An 18508-nucleotide genomic window follows, 5' to 3' on the forward strand; every position below is an offset into this window, starting at 1 on the left:
CGACCGCGGGAGACCCCGGGGGGAAGTCCGGGGTCTCCCGCCGAGGTCGTCCCTGCCGACCCGGCTATGCGGTGCCCGTCATGCTGGCGAACACGACCACATTGCTGTCGTAGTAGTGCTTCTTCGGGTCGAAGTCGCCGCCACAGGTGACCAGGCGAAGACCTGCGTGGTCGAGGTTCTTGTAGACCTCGAGCGTCGGGAACTCGGCCTTCGGGTACTCGGCGACCCGGTCCACCGTGAACGTGGCCGTCTTGTTGTCCCGCCGGGTCACCTTGATCGTGTCACCGGCCTTCATCGTCTTCAGCTTCTCGAACACGGCCGCCGCGCCGTTCCAGGTGACATGGCCGGCGATCACGGCGGGCCCCTGGGAGCCGGGCGTCGGCCCCGGTTCGTACCAGCCCGCGAGAGCGGGGTCCTTGGGGGTCTGCATCGATCCGTCCGCGTTCTGCCGCAGGGTCTCCAAGGAACTGGTGACGCCGAGGGACGGGATCGAGATGCTCTGCGGCTCCGACCGGGCGAGGGCGGGCTTGGCCTGGGCCGCACCCGAACCGTTCTGTGCCCCGCCCTCCGGCGCCGCGTGGTGGCCGCCGGGGGATGCCTGCCCGCTGGGAGCGCCTCCGGCGCTGCCGCTCACCGGCGCCCCGCCCTGCGGAGCCTGGCTCTGAGCGGCGGCGGGCGCCGCCTGATCCTGGCCCCCGCACCCCGCGAGGAGCAGCGTGGCGAGGGCGGCGCCGGCGAGGGCACCCGCGGCCCGGCGGCGGGCCGGCCGCGCGGTGGATGCGGCGGGTGCGCGAAGCACGGTCGATGCGGAGGTCCGGCCGGCCGTCACGCGGCGGCCGCCGTGGTGGTCTGCGTACGGACGCGGGCCGAGGCGGCCCGCCTCCGCGCGACGAACACCGCACCCGACGCAGCACCCGCCAGCGCCGCGGACACGGCGAGTGCCGCCCCGCTGATCACCGTCGCCGGAGCCGCCGCACTCTGCGGAGCGCCGCCGCCGGTTTCGACGCCGCCGACCGGAAGGGACCCCACGGACGCGCCCATCACCATGCCGCAGTTGGTCGGAGCCGTGGCCTCCTGGGGCAGCTTCGGGTCGAGCTCGCTCTTGCCGGCGCCCTCGAAGTCGTACTTGCCGTTCTTGTTGCGGTCGATTCCGTGCTGCACGATGTGCAGGTCCTTGAGGTGGTCGACCACGGCCTGCGAGACGGTGATCGTCCGCTTGTACGAGACCTTGCCCTGCTTGTTCGCGATGGGCATGCGCTCCACGGCGAGGCCGCTGGTTGCCTGGGTGTCCCCGATCGTGGTGAGCGAGATGTTGATGTCGCCGTAGTCGACGGTGGCCTCGGTGTTGCTGAGGATCCCGTCGCCGTTGGTGTCGTCACTGGCGTCCGGGCACTGGAAGTCGTGCCCGTTGGTCGAGCCGTGCAAGTGCTGGGCCGATGGCGACCCGGGCACCATGCCCTCGGACTCGATCTGCACGGTCAGCTGATTGCCCTTGAGACTGAGCATGGCCGTACCCCGGGAACCGGAGTTGTTGAGCTGCGCCAGATCGATCTGGTACGCCTTCCCGCCTTCCGCGAGAGCCGGGCCGGAAAGCCCTACGGTCAGGAACACGGCGGCGGCGGGCACGGCGGCGAGCACCACGAGGCGACCAGTGCGCTTGGCTATCACATTCGCTCCTGTTCCGCGGTTCCCGTCGTGGGAATCGCAGATCGTACGGGTTTGACGTGAGCTCCGGGAGAGGGTCTCGCCACTCCTTCGGAGCGCCAACGCCGTTGGATTGGTACTTCTTCGAGAAATTTTTCAGTGGCCGACATCCACCACTCTGACCAGCGAAAACCACGGGAAACTCGGAGGGCTGTCACGCGGCCGACCTCGTCGCGGCCGGCAGTGGTCCGCCGGTCATCCAGATGCGCGACATCTCTTCCGCCAGGACGGGGGAGCGGCCGGCCTCACAGATCATCTCCGTGAGCACGAGAAGCGCGTGCGCGGTGCACCGCGGATCGCTGTTCCGATGCAGCCGGATCACCGCATTGACCATGGGACGCCGACCCAGGTGCAGGCCGGCGCGTCGCACCCCGGCCGCCGCCTCGAGGGCAGAAGGCTCTCCGTCGAACGACAGGGCTTCCGCACGGCGGACTCCCGGTGGCGCAACCGAATCCCGCACGTGACGGTAATGCGCTTCCGGCGGCGCCTGCCAGTTCTCGAACGTGTTGCGGAAACCGGCGATCCGCAGATCCGAATTCCGCGCACGGAGCTCGATGTAGAGCTCGACGAACAGGGCTCTCATCTGCATGCGGACGGGGATATGGCGAAACCTTTCCGCCTCGTACCCCGCCCTCCCGCGCAGGGCCCGCGCTTCCACTGCTCTGGATCTCATGGTCGACGCGAGGAGCCGGTATTCGTCCACGGACGCGTACACCACAGCGAATGACACGGGCTTCATCAGGACACCGCCTTCGACGTCCCGGACCGTTGACGGAAAGCATCATTCGCTGTTGCCGGGCCGGGTTCTGTCCGGTCCTTCTTAGTCGATCACGCAGCGGCCGAACGGATATTTACCCTCTGATGCCAAAAACTCCAGCGATCCAACGGCCCGAGGGCTGCCGCGAAGGCAGCCAGGCAGTCCACCGAGGCGCACACCGTCGCCGCGGAGTCAGGCGGGTCCGGCTGGGCGGAAAGTCATGAAGGTCGGGGAAGCGCCGGGTGTTTGTCGTCCGGTGATGCGGTTTCGCGCCAACTCTCTGCCATTTCGGGCGAGTTGTGGCTGTGTGGACCTATGTTCCATGGGGTTCACCGGTTCGCCCCAGGAGGTCAGATTGCAGTACAGGCGACGCTTCCTCGCCTCTTTCCGCGTGTTACGCCGTTCCCACCTGCTCATCGCCCTCGGCCTCGGCTCGCTGCTGGTCGGTCTGATGCCGTGGCTCGGGGTCGAGGGTCCGGCAGCGGCCGGCCGCGCCCCGACACCCCGACCCGCACCCGTTCCGTTCGACCAGCAGACGGCGAAGCAGTCACCGCACCACGGCATCGCGCCGGCGAACGCCATGGAACCCACGGCTCCCGTTCTCGACCGGACCGGCTGGACGGCCACGGCGAGCGACGAGGAGACCGGCGGCGAGAACGGCCGCGCGGCCAACGTGCTCGACGGCAACGACAGCACCATCTGGCACAGCAAGTGGGCCGGCACCCCCACCCCGTTGCCGCACAGCATCACCATCGACATGCACCGCACGGCCGTCGTCTCCGCGCTCCTCTACCGCCCCCGCGCCGACGGGGCCAACGGGCGCGTCGGCGAGTACAACATCAGTGTCAGTACGGACGGACAGGCCTGGGCGAGCCCGGTCGCCTCGGGCACGCTGGCCGACGACGGCAGCGCCAAGACGCTCGGGTTCGCCCCGCAGGGGGCCCGGTTCGTACGGCTGACGGCGCTCACCGAGGCCGGCGGCCGCGGCCCCTGGACCTCCGCCGCCGAGCTCAACCTGCTGGGCGACCCCGGCACCCCCGCAGCCACCGTCGACCTGTCCCGGACCGGCTGGACGGCCACGGCGAGCGACGAGGAGACCGGCGGCGAGAACGGCCGCACGGCCAACGTGCTCGACGGCAACGACAGCACCATCTGGCACAGCAAGTGGGCCGGCACCCCCACCCCGTTGCCGCACAGCATCACCATCGACATGCACCGCACGACGGCCGTCTCCGCCCTCGTCTACCACCCCCGCCCGGACGGACCCAACGGCCGGGCCGGCGCGTACACCGTCACCACCAGCACCGACGGCACGGCCTTCGCCGCACCGGTCGCCGCGGGCACCTGGCGCGACGACGACACCGTCAAGACCGCCACCTTCACCCGCACCGAGACCGCCCGCTACATACGTCTGACCGTGACCACCGAGGCCGGCGGCCGCGGCCCGTGGACCTCGGCCGGCGAGATACGCCTGAGCGGACCGGCCAACCCGGCCGCCCATGGCGCCTGGGACCGGATCACCGGCTTCCCCCTGGTCCCCGTGGCCACCGCCGCCCTGCCCGGCGACAAGCTGCTCGCCTGGTCCGCGTACGCCGTCGACCGCTTCGGCGGCAGCAACGGCTACACCCAGACCGCGGTCCTGGACCTGAAGACGGGCAAGGTCACGCAGCGCCGCATCGACAACACCGGCCACGACATGTTCTGTCCCGGCATCGCCATGCTGGCCGACGGCCGCGTGCTGGTCACCGGCGGCAGCAACGCGGAGAAGGCGAGCATCTACGACCCGGCCACCGACGCCTGGTCCGCCACCACCAGCATGAACATCGCCCGCGGCTACCAGGCCATGACGCTGCTCTCCACCGGCGAGGCCTTCGTCCTCGGCGGATCCTGGAGCGGGACCGCGAACACCGACAAGGCCGGCGAGGCCTGGTCACCGGACACCCGTACGTGGCGGCGGCTCCCCGGGGTCTCGGCCGTCCCGGCGCTGACCGCCGACCCGGCCGGACCGTACCGGGCCGACAACCACATGTGGCTGTACGCCACTTCGGGCGGCAAAGTACTGCAGCTGGGCCCGAGCAGGCAGATGAACTGGATCTCGACCAGCGGCCAGGGCGGCATCACCCCCGCCGGCACCCGGGCCGACAGCCAGGACGCCATGACCGGCAACGCCGTCGCGTACGACATCGGCAAACTGCTCACCCTGGGCGGCTCGCCCGCGTACGAGAAGACCCCGGCCACACAGCGCGCGTACACCGTGGACATCTCGGGCGGCCAGACGGTACAGGCCGCCCGTACCGGGGACATGGAGCACGCCCGCGCCTTCAGCAACAGCGTGGTCCTGCCCGACGGCAAGGTGGCCGTCTTCGGCGGACAGGCCTATCCGGTGCCCTTCAGCGACGCGACGTCGGTGCTGGCCCCCGAGCTGTGGGACCCGGCGACCGGCCGCTTCACCCCGCTCGCCACCATGGCCATCCCGCGCAACTACCACAGCGTGGCCAACCTGTTGCCGGACGGGCGGATCTTCTCCGGCGGCGGGGGGCTGTGCGGAGACTGCGCCACCAACCACGCCGACGGCGCCGTCTTCACACCGCCGTATCTGCTGGGCGCCGACGGATCGCCGAAGCCGCGTCCCGTCATCACCGCGGGCGTGCCCTCCCGGGCGGCCCCCGGCACGTCGCTCACGGTGAGCACCCAGGCCCCGGTGGCCTCCTTCGTCCTGATGCGGGCCGCGGCCGCGACCCACTCCACCGACAATGACCAGCGGCGGGTCCCGCTCGCGTCCACGGCCACGGGAAGCGGCGCATACACGGTGTCCGTCCCCGCCGACACCGGTGTGGTCCTGCCGGGGAACTACATGCTGTTCGCCCTCGACGCCCAGGGGGTGCCGAGCATCGCGAAGTTCATCACCATCTCCTGACCCCCGGCGGTGTCCGGCCGTCGAGCCGGCCGGGCACCGCCTCCGGTCACCCGCCGATCCCTGAGATCGTCCGATAAATTGGCCCACCGGACGGTCCGTTCACCACGGGTCGGCGATCGGCCATGGGGACGGGGGGAGTCGGTGGAGTCGGTGGAGTCTTTGCGGCCCGGTGACCTGCCGGAGATCGGCGGGTACCGCCTGCTGGCGCGGCTCGGCGAGGGAGGAATGGGCGAGGTGTTCCTGGCCCGGACGCCGTCCGGCCGGCCGCTGGCCCTGAAGACCGTGCACCGGGAGCTGAGCCTGGAGCCGGACTTCGCCGAGCGGTTCGCCCGGGAGATCCGCACCAACGACCGTGTGCGCAGTGCGTGGACGGTCTCGGTGGTGGACTTCAGCCCGCCCGGCGTGTTGCCGCAGTGGCTGGCGACGGAGTACATCGCCGCGCCGTCGCTGGGCGACTGGGTGCACCGGCACGGGCCGCTGGCGGCGCCGGCCGTGTCGTGCCTGGCCCGGGAGCTGTCCTGCGCGCTCGTCGCCGTACGAGCGGCAGGGGTCGTCCACCGCGACATCAAGCCGGCGAACGTACTGCTCGGCCCGGAGCGGCCCTTCCTCATCGACTTCGGCATCGCCCGCGCCGTACGCGACCCGCGCCACACCCGGACGGGCGCGGTCATCGGCACGCCCGGCTTCCTCGCGCCGGAGCAGGCGACCGGCGCGGTGGCCGGGGCGCCGGCCGACGTGTTCTCCCTCGCCGCGGTCCTCGTGTACGCGGCGACGGGCCGCAGCCCCTTCCTGGCGGGCGGCGAGGAGCTGCAACTGCCGGGCCTGCTGTACCGGATCGTCCACGACGAGCCCCTGCTCGACGGCGTACCCGAAGCGCTCCTCCCGCTCGTGAGGGAGTGCCTGGCCAAGGACCCCGACCGGCGCCCGACCGCCGAGGACGTACGGGCGCGGCTCGGCGCCGCAGAGGAAGGGGACTGGAGCAGGGCGGTGCCACCGGCCCTCGTCGCCGACGTCGGCCTCCGGGAGGGCGAACTCACACGTCTCCTGACCGCACCGCAGCCGCCTGCCTACGCCCCCGCACGGCCCGGCACCTTGCCGGCTCCGCCGCCGCAGACTCCGTTCCTGCCCCCTGCCGTCGCGCCGGTCCCGCCGGCCACGGCTCCCGGTACCCCGCTCTCGTCCCGGCGGCCCCTGGTGATCGGGGCGGCCGCCGGCGCCGCCGCGCTCGCGGTGGCCGTCACACTCGCGATCGGGCTCCCCGGGGGCGACGGCGGCGGTGGCAAGGCCGCGCCGCCCACCGCCTCGCTGACACCGTCCGTACCGCCCTCCTCCACAGCGGCGTTGCCGGCGTCGTGGGTCGGCACGTGGTCCGGCGTCGGGCCCGGCACACCGGACGCGGACGGCATCACCCGGGCGCGGACGGGTGAGTTCGCGGTCACCGTCACGCTGCAGGCCGCAGCTGCGGGCGAGATCGTGGGCCGGCAGGTCAGCGACGTCAAGGAGGTCTCCAGCGGGCGCAACCTGGGGTGCACGGAGGCCCTCGAGCTGCGGCAGATCAAGGGGAACACCGCGGTCCTGGCGGCAGCGACCAGCCATCCGACCGACCGCGCGGCCTCCTTCGACTGCCCCCGCGGCAATCTCTACGTGCTGACCCTGGAGGAGCCGGACCGGCTCACCCTCCAGTCGGAAGGCGCACAGTCGGCCGGAGCCCCCGCCGCCCTGACCCGCAACCACTGACCCCGCGGGCGTCGTACGTGCCTCCACGCAGCCGCAGCCGCAGCCGGTAGCCCACCGAGGGTGACCTGGGCGGGGTCTCCGGCGTGGCTGCTTGTCCCGATGCGGACGCGGGGCGTGTCATGGGTGTGGTCCGTGCCGAGTGCCTGGTCCTGTGAACGCCCGGCCGCGTGAGGGAACCATGGTGAAACTTCCTGCGCGCCGTTCCCTGCTCGCGGCCGGGGCCGGCGGAACGTTCGCGGCTGCCGCATCCGCCGCCTTCCTGCTGCGGCGCGGCCCCGGGGCACCGGGACCGGAACCGTCCCCCGTTCCGCCCGCCACCCCGCCCGCTCCGTCCGCCTCCGGGAGCGCCTCGCTGCGCACCGACCTCACCCTGCGCAGCCGGCTGCTCGGCCGGGACGTCCCGTACAGCCTCTACCTCCCCGCCGGGGTGAGCCCCACGCCCCGCGTCGGCAGTCCCGACGGCGCGATCCCGGCCCTCTTCCTGCTGCACGGAGCGAGTGGGAAGCACACCGACTGGGTCGTCAAGGGCGGCATCGTGCCGACCCTGGAACGGGCCGTCGCGGCCGGCCGGATGCCGGCCTGCGCCCTCGTCATGCCCGACGCCCGGCGCGACCCCGGCCTGTCCGGGGGAGGCCAGGACGAGACGTTCTACATCAACGACTCCGGGACCGGCGGCGACGCCCTGCGCTACGAGGACATGTTCATCGAGGAGTTCGTCCCGGCCGTGGAACAGGCCCACGGGGTGGGCGGGCGGGCGGAGAAGAGGGCCGTCGCCGGGCTCTCCATGGGCGGCTACGGCGCGCTGATGTACGCCCTGCGGTACCCGGGCCGGTTCACCGCCGCCGCCGGGCTGAGCACGGCACACTTCACCGACGCGGGCTACCGCGCGATGCCGATGGCGGAGTGGAACCGCTTCTTCGGCCATGCCTTCGGCCGGGACCTGGCCGGATCCGCCCGGCTGACGGACCGCGCCCGGGAGTACGACCTGGCCGACATCATCCGGCGCACCGCGCCCGACCGGCTCCGGCGCACCCGCTACCACCTCGGCTGCGGGACCGAGGACACCAACTACCTGCCGGGGACCCAAGACCTGCGCACCGTCTTCGCGGCCCGCGGCATGGGCACCGAGGTGGTCCTGCAACCGGGCGGCCACGGCTGGCCGTACTGGACCGTCGCGGCGGATCGGATGCTGGACTTCATGGGCCGGCAGCTCCGCTGACCCCACGTCGGACCCGGGCCGTGGCCCGAATCGAGGAGCCGGGTGCGAAGACCCGCTGCCGCGGCGGGCTCAGCTGTTGACGAAGGTGAGGCTGGTCGCGTCGTAGCGGGTGCCCGCGATCTCCGAGGGCGGGGCTGCGGCCTCGATGGCCGCGAGGTCCTCGGGGGACAGCTCGACGGCCAGGGCCGCGAGGTTCTCCTCCAGGTACCGCTGCCGCCGCGTGCCGGGGATCGGCACCACGTCGTCCCCCCGGTGCTGCACCCAGGCCAGGGCGAGCTGGCCGGCGGTGACTCCCTTCGCCGCGGCCAGCTCGTTCAGCTTCGCGACGATCGCCAGGTTCCGGTCGAGGTTGCCGTCGGCGAACCGCGGCTGGGTGCGCCGTACGTCGTTCTCGGCCAGAGCCTCGACCGAGCTGTACCGGCCGGTCAGAAAGCCGCGCCCGAGCGGCGAGAAGGGGACCAGGCCGATGCCGAGCTCGCGGCAGACCGGGGCGATCTCCGCCTCCAGGTCGCGGGTCCACAGCGACCACTCGCTCTGCAGCGCGGTGATCGGGTGCACCGCGTGCGCCCGACGGATCGTGCCCGCGCCGGCCTCGGACAGCCCGAGGTGACGGACCTTGCCGGCCTGCACCAGCTCGGCCATGGCGCCGACGGTCTCCTCGATCGGCACCTGCGGATCGACCCGGTGCTGGTAGTAGAGGTCGATGTGGTCGACCCCGAGCCGGCGCAGCGACGCCTCGCACGCCTGGCGTACGTACGCGGCGTCGCCGCGGACCAGGGTCGGCTCGCCGAGCCGGTTGGCGAAGCCGAACTTGGTGGCCAGCACGACCTCGTCGCGGCGTCCGGCGACGGCCCGTCCGATCAGTTCCTCGTTGTGCCCGGCGCCGTAGAAGTCGGCGGTGTCCAGGAAGGTCACCCCGAGGTCGAGGGCATGGTGCAGGGTCGCGATCGACTGGGTGTCGTCCGAGGCGCCGTAGCCGTGGCTCATGCCCATGCACCCCAGGCCTTGCGCAGAGACCGCCAGGTTGCCCAGGTGCCGGGTGGGTACATCGGTCATGTTGCTGCCTCCTGGTGTCGGAATCATCTGCCCAGGACGCTAGGTGTTGGAGTGCACTCCATGTCAACCAACGGCCCCGGGCGCCGCGCTGCCGGGGCTTTGTATCCGGGGCGTATCAGACAGCGCTTGGTTGCCCGTCGAAATGGCGCGCAGGCCCTGAGGATGACGGGGCAACAGAGCTCCCGACGGCCCTGGAGTCGCCGTCTGCCCGGTCCCCACCATCCCATCTGACCTGCATGTTCTCGGACGGAGGAGGCTCCCGGGAGGCCGCTGCGCGTCCGGCGTGCGACGCGGTGGCCGCGCCGGTGCCTGCCGTATTGTTCCTTTCAGGTCGCCGGCCGTGCGTCACCGCACACGGGACCGATGCTTCACCCGGCCCGCCCGAACAGGAGTCGTCCCCGTGTCCTCGCCCACCCCGGCTCCCGCCTCTCCGCGCCCCGTTCGCGTGTTGCTGGTGGAGGACGACGAGCTGATGCGCCGGTCCTTCGCCGTCGCCCTCGAGCGCTACGGCTACGAGGTGGAGGCGGCGGCCGACGGGCTCTCGGGGCTGGAGCTCTTCCGCGACGACAGCTTCGACCTGCTGATCCTGGACGTGATGCTGCCGGGTCTCGACGGGATCGGCCTGTGCCGCAGGGTCCGGGAAACCAGCCTGGTGCCGATCTTGATGATGTCCGCTCGCGGCGACGGGCTCGACGTCGTCGCCGGCCTGGAGGCCGGGGCGGACGACTACGTGGTCAAGCCCGTGGACACCTACGTACTCGTGGCACGCATCCGCTCGCTGCTGCGCCGGGCGACGTACGCGCCTGCTGCCGGATCCGGGCACCCTGCGGGCGAGGAGGCACCGTCGGCCGCCGGAGACCGACTGGTCTTCGGCGACCTGGCCATCGACACCGGCGGCCTGGAAGTGTTCGTCTCCGGAAGCCCGGTGGCGCTCACCCCGACCGAACTGAAGCTGCTGCTGGAGTTCGCCGCCCACCCGGGCGTCGTGCTCGAGCGGCACACCCTGCTGCGCAACGTCTGGGAGTACGGCTGGGACGGCGACAGCCGGGTCGTCGACCTGTGCGTGCAGCGGCTGCGCAGGAAACTGGGCCGGGACCGGATCGAGACGGTCCGCGGCTTCGGCTACAAGCTCAGGCGCTGAGCGCGGTGCGCCCGTTCCGCCGGCTGCGGCCGGCCCGCGCATCCCTGCGCCGGAAGATCGCCGCACTGGCCGCGGCCACCGCCTGCCTGGTCGCGGCGGCGGTGGGCGTGCTGGTCCATCTGTGGACCGCGGGCGACATCCGAAGCCGGGCCGAACGGGATGCGTTCAACACCGTCTACTCGGCCATGGACACCTACCGGCGTACGGGAACCCTGGCGGACGGTGCCGAACTCGATCCCGCCGGCCTGCCCGACGTACTGCGCCACCCTGCCGACGGCAACCGGCGTACGGCCTACGACGGCCACGTCAACGGCAATCTGGGGCCGAGTGTCTGGGGCGCCCAGCGGGTCGGCGGCCCGGGCAGCCCGGTGCTGGCCGTCCGGTTCAACATGAACTCGGACCTCTACGGGCTGCGCCGACTCGACCTGAGCATGGCGGTGGCCTCCCTGGTCTCGCTCGCGGCGGCCGTACCCCTCACGGTCTACGGGGCCGGGCTGCTCGGCCGCCGGCTGCGGCGGGTCTCCGAGACGGCGGTCCGGATCTCCGCCGGGGACCTCGATGCCCGTACCGGTCCGATCAAGGGCGGCGACGAGGTGGCCGACATCGCCGCCACCGTCGACCACATGGCCGACAGCCTCGGCCGACGGCTGCGTGCCGAGCGCCAGTTCACCGCGGACGTGGCCCACGAGCTGCGCACCCCGGTCGGCGGCCTGCTGGTGGCCACGGACCTGCTGCCGCCCGGTGAGACCGAGGACCTGCTCCGGGGCCGTGTACGGGACCTGCGCGGCCTGGTGGAGGACCTGCTGGAGATCTCCCGGCTGGACGCGGGCGCGGAGCAGCCGGTCCGTGCCCGCGTGCCGCTCGGCGCGGTCGTCCGCGAGGCCGTGGCCCGGACCGGATTCGATGCGGAGGTCATCGTCGCCGATGCGGCGGGCGGAGAGTCCGCCGAGGCGGTGGAGACCGACCCGCGCCGCCTCGAACGGATCGTCGGCAACCTCGTCGTCAACGCCCACCGGCACGGCGCGACACCGGTCGAAGTCACCGTCGGGGCAACCGCCGAGGGCCGTACGGTCGTCGTACGCGACCACGGCCCGGGCTTCCCCGCGGACCTGCTGCGCGACGGGCCGCGCCGTTTCCACACGGGCGCGGCGGAGCGCGGCTCGGGCCACGGCCTGGGCCTGACCATCGCCCTGGGCCAGGCCCGGGTCCTCGGCGCCGAGCTGCGCCTGGCCAACGCCCCGGACGGCGGCGCCGTCGCCACCTTGCGCCTGCCGGCCTGACCACCCGGCCCGGCGCCCGCGCCCACCCCACTCCGCCCCTACAGAACCGATACGAAGCGACGCGGTCGCCGATACCCGGCCGCCCCCGCGTCGATACACGCCCCGGACACCCTTCGAAGTGCACCCCTTGGCACCCGAAGAGGAGTCCCCCGTGACCGCCGCACCGTTCGACGCCCTCGCGCCGTATCCGACGACCGCCGGAATCGCGGCCGCCACCAGAGACCTGTCGAAGGTCTACGGCAGTGGCGACACCCGTGTCGTCGCCCTGGACCAGGTCAGCATCGCCTTCCGGGAGGGCGAGTTCACCGCGATCATGGGCCCCTCAGGCTGCGGCAAGTCCACCCTGATGCACTGCGCCGCCGGGCTGGACCCGGTCAGCTCCGGCTCCGTCCGCATCGGCACCACCGAACTGAGCACGCTGAACGACCGGCAACTCACCGAGCTGCGCCGCGACCGGGTCGGCTTCATCTTCCAGGCGTTCAACCTGCTGCCGACGTTGACCGCGCTGGAGAACATCACGCTGCCGCTGACCATCGCCGGACGCCGCCCCGACCGGCAGTGGCTGGAGCGCGTGGTCTCCATGGTCGGCCTCTCCCAGCGCCTCGGCCACCGGCCCGGACAGCTGTCCGGCGGGCAGCAGCAGCGCGTCGCCGTGGCCCGGGCCCTGGTCTCCCGCCCCGCGATCATCTTCGGCGACGAGCCCACCGGCAACCTCGACTCCCGCGCCGGGGCCGAGGTCCTCGGCTTCCTGCGCGACTCGGTGCGCGAGCTCGGCCAGACCGTGGTCATGGTCACCCACGACCCCGTCGCCGCCGGCTACGCCGACCGCGTGGTGTTCCTCTCCGACGGCCGTCTGGAAGACGAGATGGCCCACCCCACCCCGGACCGGGTCCTGGACCGGATGAAGGCGTTCGACGCCCGCTCCCGCACCAGCTGACCCGGCCTCACCCCGGCACCCGCGTCACACACTCCCGTACCCCCACGTCCCCGAAAGCCGCCCATGCTGAGAACAGCCCTGCGCAACGTCCTGGCGTACAAGGCCCGTCTGGTCATGACCGTCCTCGCGGTCTGCCTGGGTGTCGCGTTCGTCTGCGGCACCCTCGTCTTCGCGGAGTCCTCCGCCGCCGCCTACCGCGCCGCCGCGTCGAAGAACTTCGCGGACATCGCCGTCACCGTGACCCCGAAGGACTCCCCGCCCGGGGCCGCGGACGACGAGCCCGGAGCCCTCGGCGACGCGCTCGTACGGAAACTGGCCGATGTACCCGGTGTCGCCGTCGCGCGGCCCGCAGCCGACGGCTCTGCAACCCTGAACGGCGCGGACGGCGCTCCGCTGCGCGCCGGGAAGGCGTGGGCGAACCTGGCCGGCGCCTATGTGCCGGGCACGGACGGCAAGGACAGCCGCCATCCGCTGGTCAAGGGCCACGCCCCCCGCAGCGCCGACGAGCTCGCCGTGGACAGCGGCACCGCCGCCGCAGGCGGGTTCGCCGTCGGCGACACGGTCACGCTGGCCACCGACGGCCCGGTCATGAAGAAGCGGCTCGTGGGCATCGTCACCACCCAGGACACGCGGGTGACCGCGGGCGGCACCCTCGCCCTGTTCGACAAGGCGACCGCCCAGCAGCTGTTCGCGTCCGCGGGCCGGTACACCTCGATCGACCTGTCCGCGACGCCCGGCACCGACCGGTCCACGCTCTTCGATCGGGTCACCGCCGCGCTCCCGGCCGACCGGGCCGAGGCCGTCAGCGGCGCAGCCCAGGCCACCCAGCAGGCCACGTACCTCGACACGCTGACCCGGGGCTACCAGAAGATGCCGATGATCTTCGCCGGGGTCTCGCTGTTCATCGGCTCGTTCCTCATCGTCAACACCTTCACCATGCTCGTCTCCCGGCGTACCCGGGAGATCGCGCTGCTGCGGGCGATCGGCTCCTCACGCCGCCAGGTGGTCCGCTCCATCCTCTGGGAGGCCGTCCTGGTCGGCCTCGCCGCGTCGGCGGCGGGCTTCCTGCTCGGCCTCGGCATCGCCTCCGTACTGCCCGACATCCTGAGCACCTCGCAGGACACCCTGCCCCGCGGCCCCCTGGTGATCGGTCCGCTCCCCGTCGCTGCGGCGCTCGGTGTGGGCGTGGGCGTCACGGTGCTCGCCGCGTGGCTGCCGTCCCGCAAGGCGGCGAGGGTCGCGCCCATCGAGGCGCTGCGCTCGGCGGAGCAGCCGCCCACCGCCACCGCATCCCGGGTCCGCGGTGCGGTGGGGCTGGTCCTGCTCGCCGTCGGCGCCGGGCTGCTGGTGTCGCTCATGGGGGCGAAGGACGCCTCCGTGGAGAACCTGCAGAACGCGATGTCCGGCTGCGCCCTCGTCGTCGTGGCCATGATCGTGCTGGCGCCGCTCCTCGCCGCCCCCGTGATCCGGCTGAGCGGACGACTGACCGGCCGCTTCGGGATCACCGGCCACCTCGCCCGCGAGAACGCGCTGCGTGACCCGCGGCGCACGGCTGCCACCGCATCCGCCCTGATGATCAGTACGGCGCTGGTCGCCGGGCTCGCCGTCATCGGCAACTCCAGCGGGCAGGCCCTCGACCGGCAGGCCGCGGCCGGCCTCGGCGCCGACTACGTGATCAGCAGCCGTACGACGATGACCTCCATCGAACCGGCCGCCGAGAAGCGGGTGGCCGACACCCCCGGGGTGAAGACGGCGGCCGCCGTCGCGGACTCCGTCGTGTTCACCGTGGGCGGCGGTGTCCAGGGGATCGCCGGCGTCGACCCCCGCGCCGTGAACGCCGTCATGAAGCTCGACTTCCTGAGCGGCTCGCTGAAGGACCTCGGACCGGGCCGGATCGCCGTCTCCGGCACCACCGCCCGCGAACAGCACCTGAGCACCGGCAGCCGGCTCGACGCCCGCATCGGCCGCAGCCAGGAGCTCGAGCAGTACACCGTCGTCGGCGTCTACGAGGACAACCCCACCGCCGGGGAGGTACTCGGCGACCGTACCGAGGTGCAGCAGCACAGCTTCATGCCCGGCACCATCCAGCGGATCCTCGTCCGCACCGGCAGCGGCGCGGTCTCCGCCGCCACCGAGGACCGGCTGCGCACCGCCGTGGGCAACAGCCCGCTGGTGCAGGTGAAGGACCGGAAGGAACTCGTCGAGGAGGCGGCCGGCTCCCTGGGCAACCTGCTGACCCTGATGTACGGGCTGCTCGCCATCGGCGCCGTGATCTCCGCACTCGGCATCGTCAACACCCTGGCCATGTCGGTCTCGGAACGCACCCGCGAGATCGGCGTGCTGCGCGCCATCGGCATGGACCGCAGCGGCATCCGGCGGATGATCCGCCTGGAGTCGGTGACCGTCGCCGCCTTCGGCACACTCCCGGGCCTGGCGGGCGGGCTGTTCGGAGCCTGGACGGTCGGCGCTCTGGCCAACGGCGCGATGGCGCAGTACTCCCTGGCCCTGCCCTGGGGGACGCTGCTCCTCGTGTGCCTGCTGTCCCTCACGATCGGCGCGATCGCGGCCGCCGTCCCGGCCCGCCGGGCGGCCGCCCTCAGCCCGCTGGAGGCCGTCGGGGAAATGTGACGCAGCACGTGGCGAGAGCCGCAGCCCGCCGCTCGGCAGGCTGCGGCTCCTCGCGGGCCGCCGGGAAGCCTCAGGCGTCGGCCGGGCGGCGGGCCTCGCGGCGCATCGACCACAGGGTCGGTCCGCCGCCCGGGAGCCGGAACTGGCCGAGCACCGTGAAGCCGAAGTGCTCGTAGACCGGGAGGTTGGACGGCTTGGAGGACTCCAGGTACGTCGGCAGGCCGGCCGCGTCGGCCTTGGCGAGGCCCGAGCGCAGGAGGGCGGCTCCGTGTCCCTGACCCTGCGCGGCCGGGTCTGCGCCGACCACGGCCAGGTACCAGTGCGGCTCCTGCGGTCCGTGCCCGGCGGCCGCCGCCACGCCTTCGCGGAACAGCGGAGCCCGGTCGCCCAGGATCTCCTCGAGCTCCCGGATGGTCTCCGCGTCGGGAACGGCCTTGTCCTGCGCGCCCGGCGGCACCCAGAAGGCTGCCGCCGCCCCGGTGCGTTCGCATACGCCGTGCCGGCCGTACTGCCGGGTGAAGATCGTGCTGAAGTAGCGGCCCAGCCCCGCCTCGCGCGTGGCGTCGTCGGGGAAGAACCAGCGCATCATCGGGTCGTCGTCGAAGGCGCGGGCCAGGGTGCGGCCGATCGGTGAAGCGTCGTCGATCGATGCCGTCTTGGGGGTGTTTGTTATCGACATACCGGCCATTCTGCACCCGATGATCTTCGACGGGCCGAGCGGGCCCCGGCTTCGGCCGGGGCCCGGGCAGAGAACGACCGGGACGGCGGGGAGCGGACCCGCCGGCGCCGGGAGCGGTCAGGGGATCATCACGCAGTGGTTCTCGATCACCCTGCCACTGCGGTCCAGCCCACCGCAGACGGCCAGCCGCGGATACGCCCTGAACTCTCGGTTGATGACGAACCGGGCCCGCGACACCCCGGCCTTGCTCCCCCGGTAGTCGCCCACGAAGGCGCGCAGCGTCCCCGGCAGTCCGTCCCTGGTGGTGACGGTGATGTCCTGGACGTAGTCGCGCCCCTGATAGGCGGTGGCCACGCAGATGTAGGTCCCGCACGTGGACTTGACCTCGGCGCTCGCCGGTGCTGCGGTCACCAGGGCCGAAGCACAGGCTGCGGCCAGGGCCGCTGCGACCGTCGCCCATCGGCGGCGTGCGGGTGTGAACGATCGGACCCTGTTCTGGCGTGCGTACATCACGGGATTCCCTCCGAGCTGTGATGGCCGACTGCAAGACGTTTCCACGGTGTCACGTTCGGTTCCGCTCCGGCATGCGGCGTCACCGATCGGCGGGGCCCGGGGCCGGATTTTCACACGGCCTCTACACGGCCGACTCCGGTGCTCAAGCGCCGGCGCGTGGTCGGCGTCCGGGCAGTCTCTTCAAAAGTTGAACTGCTATCGGGGAGTCAATCGTGCTGAAAAGGCCTGCTAATACCTGGATTGCGAGGATGCGGAGCGTGATGGCAACGTTGCCATCTCGTTAATAGTTCACTTCTTGACGGTGGTGTCGGCGCCGAGTTGACTGCCTCTACCTCGGCCGCAAGTACAGGGCCTCGTCAGGGAGGTTTACATCGTGAACACGTATCTGGGTCGAGCCGCCGTGGCAGTCGCTGCTTCCGCGATCACCGTCTCGCTCACTGCATGCGGCAGTACGGATGAGGACGCCGACGCGAGACCCGGGGCCTCCGCCGCGGGTGACGCGGTCAAGGTCGGCCTGCTGCTTCCCGAGGATCAGACGGCGCGCTACGAGAAGTTCGACAAGCCGCTCATCGAGAAGGAAGTCGCCAAATTCACGCGAGGCAAGGGCAAAGTGGTTTATGCCAACGCCAAGCAGGACGCGGCCGCCCAGAACTCGCAGGTCGAAGCGATGATTGCCGACAAGGTGCACGTCCTCGTCATCGACGCGGTGAACGCCAAGGCCATCGCCGGCTCGGTCAAGAAGGCCAAGGACGCCGGCATTCCGGTCATCGCCTACGACCGCCTGGCGGAAGGCCCGATCGACGCCTACACGTCCTTCGACAACGAAGACGTCGGCAAGGTCCAGGGCAAGGCACTGCTCGATGCGCTGGGCGACAAGGCCAAGGACGGCCACATCGTCATGATGAACGGCTCGGTCACCGACCCGAACGCCAAGCTCTTCAAGTCCGGTGCGCACTCCGTCCTCGACGGCAAGGTGACCGTCGGCAAGGAGTACGACACCGTCGACTGGAAGCCGGAGAACGCCAACGCGAACATGGCGGCCGCGGTGTCGGCGCTCGGCAAGGGAAAGATCGTCGGCGTCTACTCCGCCAACGACGGAATGGCCGGCGGCATCATCGCCGCCCTCAAGGCGGCCGGAATCTCCAACCTGCCCCCGGTCACCGGCCAGGACGCCGAACTCGCCGGTGTGCAGCGGATCGTCGCGGGCGAGCAGTACATGACGGTCTACAAGCGGTACGCGCCGGAGGCTGCTGCCGCCGCGGAGATGGCCGTTGCCCTCGCCAAGGGCGAGAAGATCGACGGAATCATCAACCAGATCGTCAACAGCCCGACCACCAAGGCGGTGCCCTCCGTCCTCGTCCCGGGCGTCGCGCTGACCAGGAGCAACGTGAAGTCCACCGTGGTCGACGACGGCGTCTACACGATCGATGAGATCTGCACCGACAAGTTCAGGGCCGCGTGTGAAGAGATCGGCCTGAAGTAGCAGGTCCGGGGGCTGCCCAGCGCGCAGACCCCGGACCCCGCGCGGGTACGGCGCTCACCTCGAGTCGGTCGGTGGAGTCCAAGCGGGCCACGCCGGCGCGGGATACCGGGGTGCGCGCCGCCTGCTTGCTTCGCGTGCGAGGAAGGTCATTCCCGAGGCGAGTGTCGCGGTGAACGACACCACCACGAGGGCGGGCCGCCAGATGTCGGCGCCCGCCGCCAGGTCGAGCCACGCCAAGGACGACGCTGCCGCCAGGACCAGCAGCCAGGCGACCCTGGCCCCGCGTGAGAGCCTGCCGCTCACCGCGACGAATGCGTACCCGAGGGCCGCGCCCGGTGTGACGGCGACGATCAGACCCAGCAGCAGGAAGATGAAGAGGGCGATGATCACGTTGCGCTGACCTCCGGATCTCAGGGCAACCGTGCACGCGGGCAGGCGGCTGCGCATCCCCTGCTCC

Annotated in this window: 15 protein-coding genes; 8 read left to right on the forward strand and 7 right to left on the reverse strand. The window is 71.9% G+C overall.

Going from position 1 to position 18508, the window contains the following annotated elements; all coding sequences use genetic code 11:
- Window positions 1-64: 64 nt before the first annotated feature.
- The 3 genes from OG299_RS36390 to OG299_RS36400 form a co-directional block, all read right to left on the reverse strand.
- Window positions 65-799 (reverse strand): class F sortase, encoded by a 735-nt coding sequence (locus OG299_RS36390; RefSeq protein ID WP_266632665.1) that lies wholly within the window; start codon window positions 797-799, stop codon window positions 65-67.
- A 26-nt stretch (window positions 800-825) separates the two neighbouring features.
- On the reverse strand, window positions 826-1668 hold the full coding sequence (locus OG299_RS36395; protein WP_266632667.1) for a hypothetical protein: 843 nt from the start codon (window positions 1666-1668) through the stop codon (window positions 826-828).
- A 190-nt stretch (window positions 1669-1858) separates the two neighbouring features.
- The gene (locus OG299_RS36400) at window positions 1859-2293 is read right to left on the reverse strand and encodes a ribosome-inactivating family protein (protein ID WP_327363858.1); all 435 of its coding nucleotides are present in this window, start codon (window positions 2291-2293) and stop codon (window positions 1859-1861) included.
- A gap of 523 nt (window positions 2294-2816) precedes the next feature.
- Between OG299_RS36400 and OG299_RS36405 the strand changes: the two genes are divergently transcribed.
- The 3 genes from OG299_RS36405 to OG299_RS36415 all read left to right on the forward strand — a co-directional run bounded on the left by OG299_RS36405 (window position 2817) and on the right by OG299_RS36415 (window position 8334).
- On the forward strand, window positions 2817-5378 hold the full coding sequence (locus OG299_RS36405) for a galactose oxidase family protein (protein WP_327363859.1): 2562 nt from the start codon (window positions 2817-2819) through the stop codon (window positions 5376-5378).
- A gap of 150 nt (window positions 5379-5528) precedes the next feature.
- On the forward strand, window positions 5529-7115 hold the full coding sequence (locus OG299_RS36410) for a serine/threonine-protein kinase (RefSeq protein ID WP_327363860.1): 1587 nt from the start codon (window positions 5529-5531) through the stop codon (window positions 7113-7115).
- Window positions 7116-7293: 178 nt separating this feature from the next.
- Complete coding sequence (locus OG299_RS36415) at window positions 7294-8334, forward strand: alpha/beta hydrolase (protein WP_327363861.1); 1041 nt, start codon at window positions 7294-7296, stop codon at window positions 8332-8334.
- Between the two features lie 69 nt (window positions 8335-8403).
- Here OG299_RS36415 and OG299_RS36420 read toward each other — a convergent pair whose 3' ends face one another.
- Entirely contained in the window at window positions 8404-9390 is a 987-nt protein-coding gene (locus OG299_RS36420) for an aldo/keto reductase (RefSeq protein WP_327363862.1), read from the reverse strand.
- A 400-nt stretch (window positions 9391-9790) separates the two neighbouring features.
- Here OG299_RS36420 and cseB point away from each other — a divergent pair, with 400 nt between their 5' ends.
- From cseB to OG299_RS36440, 4 genes are all read left to right on the forward strand, one after another.
- A complete protein-coding gene (gene cseB, locus OG299_RS36425; RefSeq protein ID WP_327363863.1) occupies window positions 9791-10531 on the forward strand; it encodes a two-component system response regulator CseB in 741 nt (246 codons plus the stop codon).
- Between the two features lie 5 nt (window positions 10532-10536).
- Window positions 10537-11811 carry a sensor histidine kinase gene (locus tag OG299_RS36430; protein WP_327363864.1) on the forward strand — a complete coding sequence of 425 codons (1275 nt, stop codon included), beginning with the start codon at window positions 10537-10539 and terminating at the stop codon, window positions 11809-11811.
- A 202-nt stretch (window positions 11812-12013) separates the two neighbouring features.
- On the forward strand, window positions 12014-12748 hold the full coding sequence (locus tag OG299_RS36435) for an ABC transporter ATP-binding protein (protein ID WP_266633794.1): 735 nt from the start codon (window positions 12014-12016) through the stop codon (window positions 12746-12748).
- A 63-nt stretch (window positions 12749-12811) separates the two neighbouring features.
- On the forward strand, window positions 12812-15376 hold the full coding sequence (locus OG299_RS36440; protein ID WP_327363865.1) for an ABC transporter permease: 2565 nt from the start codon (window positions 12812-12814) through the stop codon (window positions 15374-15376).
- Window positions 15377-15446: 70 nt separating this feature from the next.
- On the opposite strand, the gene OG299_RS36445 is transcribed toward OG299_RS36440, so the two are convergent.
- Both OG299_RS36445 and OG299_RS36450 read right to left on the reverse strand, forming a co-directional pair.
- On the reverse strand, window positions 15447-16055 hold the full coding sequence (locus tag OG299_RS36445; protein WP_327363866.1) for a GNAT family N-acetyltransferase: 609 nt from the start codon (window positions 16053-16055) through the stop codon (window positions 15447-15449).
- 117 nt (window positions 16056-16172) lie between these two features.
- Window positions 16173-16466 carry a hypothetical protein gene (locus tag OG299_RS36450; protein WP_266632687.1) on the reverse strand — a complete coding sequence of 98 codons (294 nt, stop codon included), beginning with the start codon at window positions 16464-16466 and terminating at the stop codon, window positions 16173-16175.
- Between the two features lie 475 nt (window positions 16467-16941).
- On the opposite strand from OG299_RS36450, the gene OG299_RS36455 reads away from it, so the two are divergent.
- Window positions 16942-18051 (forward strand): sugar ABC transporter substrate-binding protein, encoded by a 1110-nt coding sequence (locus OG299_RS36455; protein WP_327363867.1) that lies wholly within the window; start codon window positions 16942-16944, stop codon window positions 18049-18051.
- Window positions 18052-18105: 54 nt separating this feature from the next.
- Here OG299_RS36455 and OG299_RS36460 read toward each other — a convergent pair whose 3' ends face one another.
- A complete protein-coding gene (locus OG299_RS36460) occupies window positions 18106-18441 on the reverse strand; it encodes a hypothetical protein (RefSeq protein ID WP_327363868.1) in 336 nt (111 codons plus the stop codon).
- Window positions 18442-18508: the final 67 nt, after the last annotated feature.

The sequence above is a fragment of the Streptomyces sp. NBC_01296 genome, assembly GCF_035984415.1.
Lineage (GTDB): Bacteria > Actinomycetota > Actinomycetes > Streptomycetales > Streptomycetaceae > Streptomyces.

Coding starts and splice junctions, on each gene's coding strand:
- OG299_RS36400 (WP_327363858.1), bottom strand. CDS start 2,293: ATGCAGATGAGAGCCCTGTTCGTCGAGCTCTACATCGAGCTCCGTGCG.
- OG299_RS36415 (WP_327363861.1), top strand. CDS start 7,294: ATGGTGAAACTTCCTGCGCGCCGTTCCCTGCTCGCGGCCGGGGCCGGC.
- OG299_RS36445 (WP_327363866.1), bottom strand. CDS start 16,055: ATGTCGATAACAAACACCCCCAAGACGGCATCGATCGACGACGCTTCA.
- OG299_RS36420 (WP_327363862.1), bottom strand. CDS start 9,390: ATGACCGATGTACCCACCCGGCACCTGGGCAACCTGGCGGTCTCTGCG.
- OG299_RS36440 (WP_327363865.1), top strand. CDS start 12,812: ATGCTGAGAACAGCCCTGCGCAACGTCCTGGCGTACAAGGCCCGTCTG.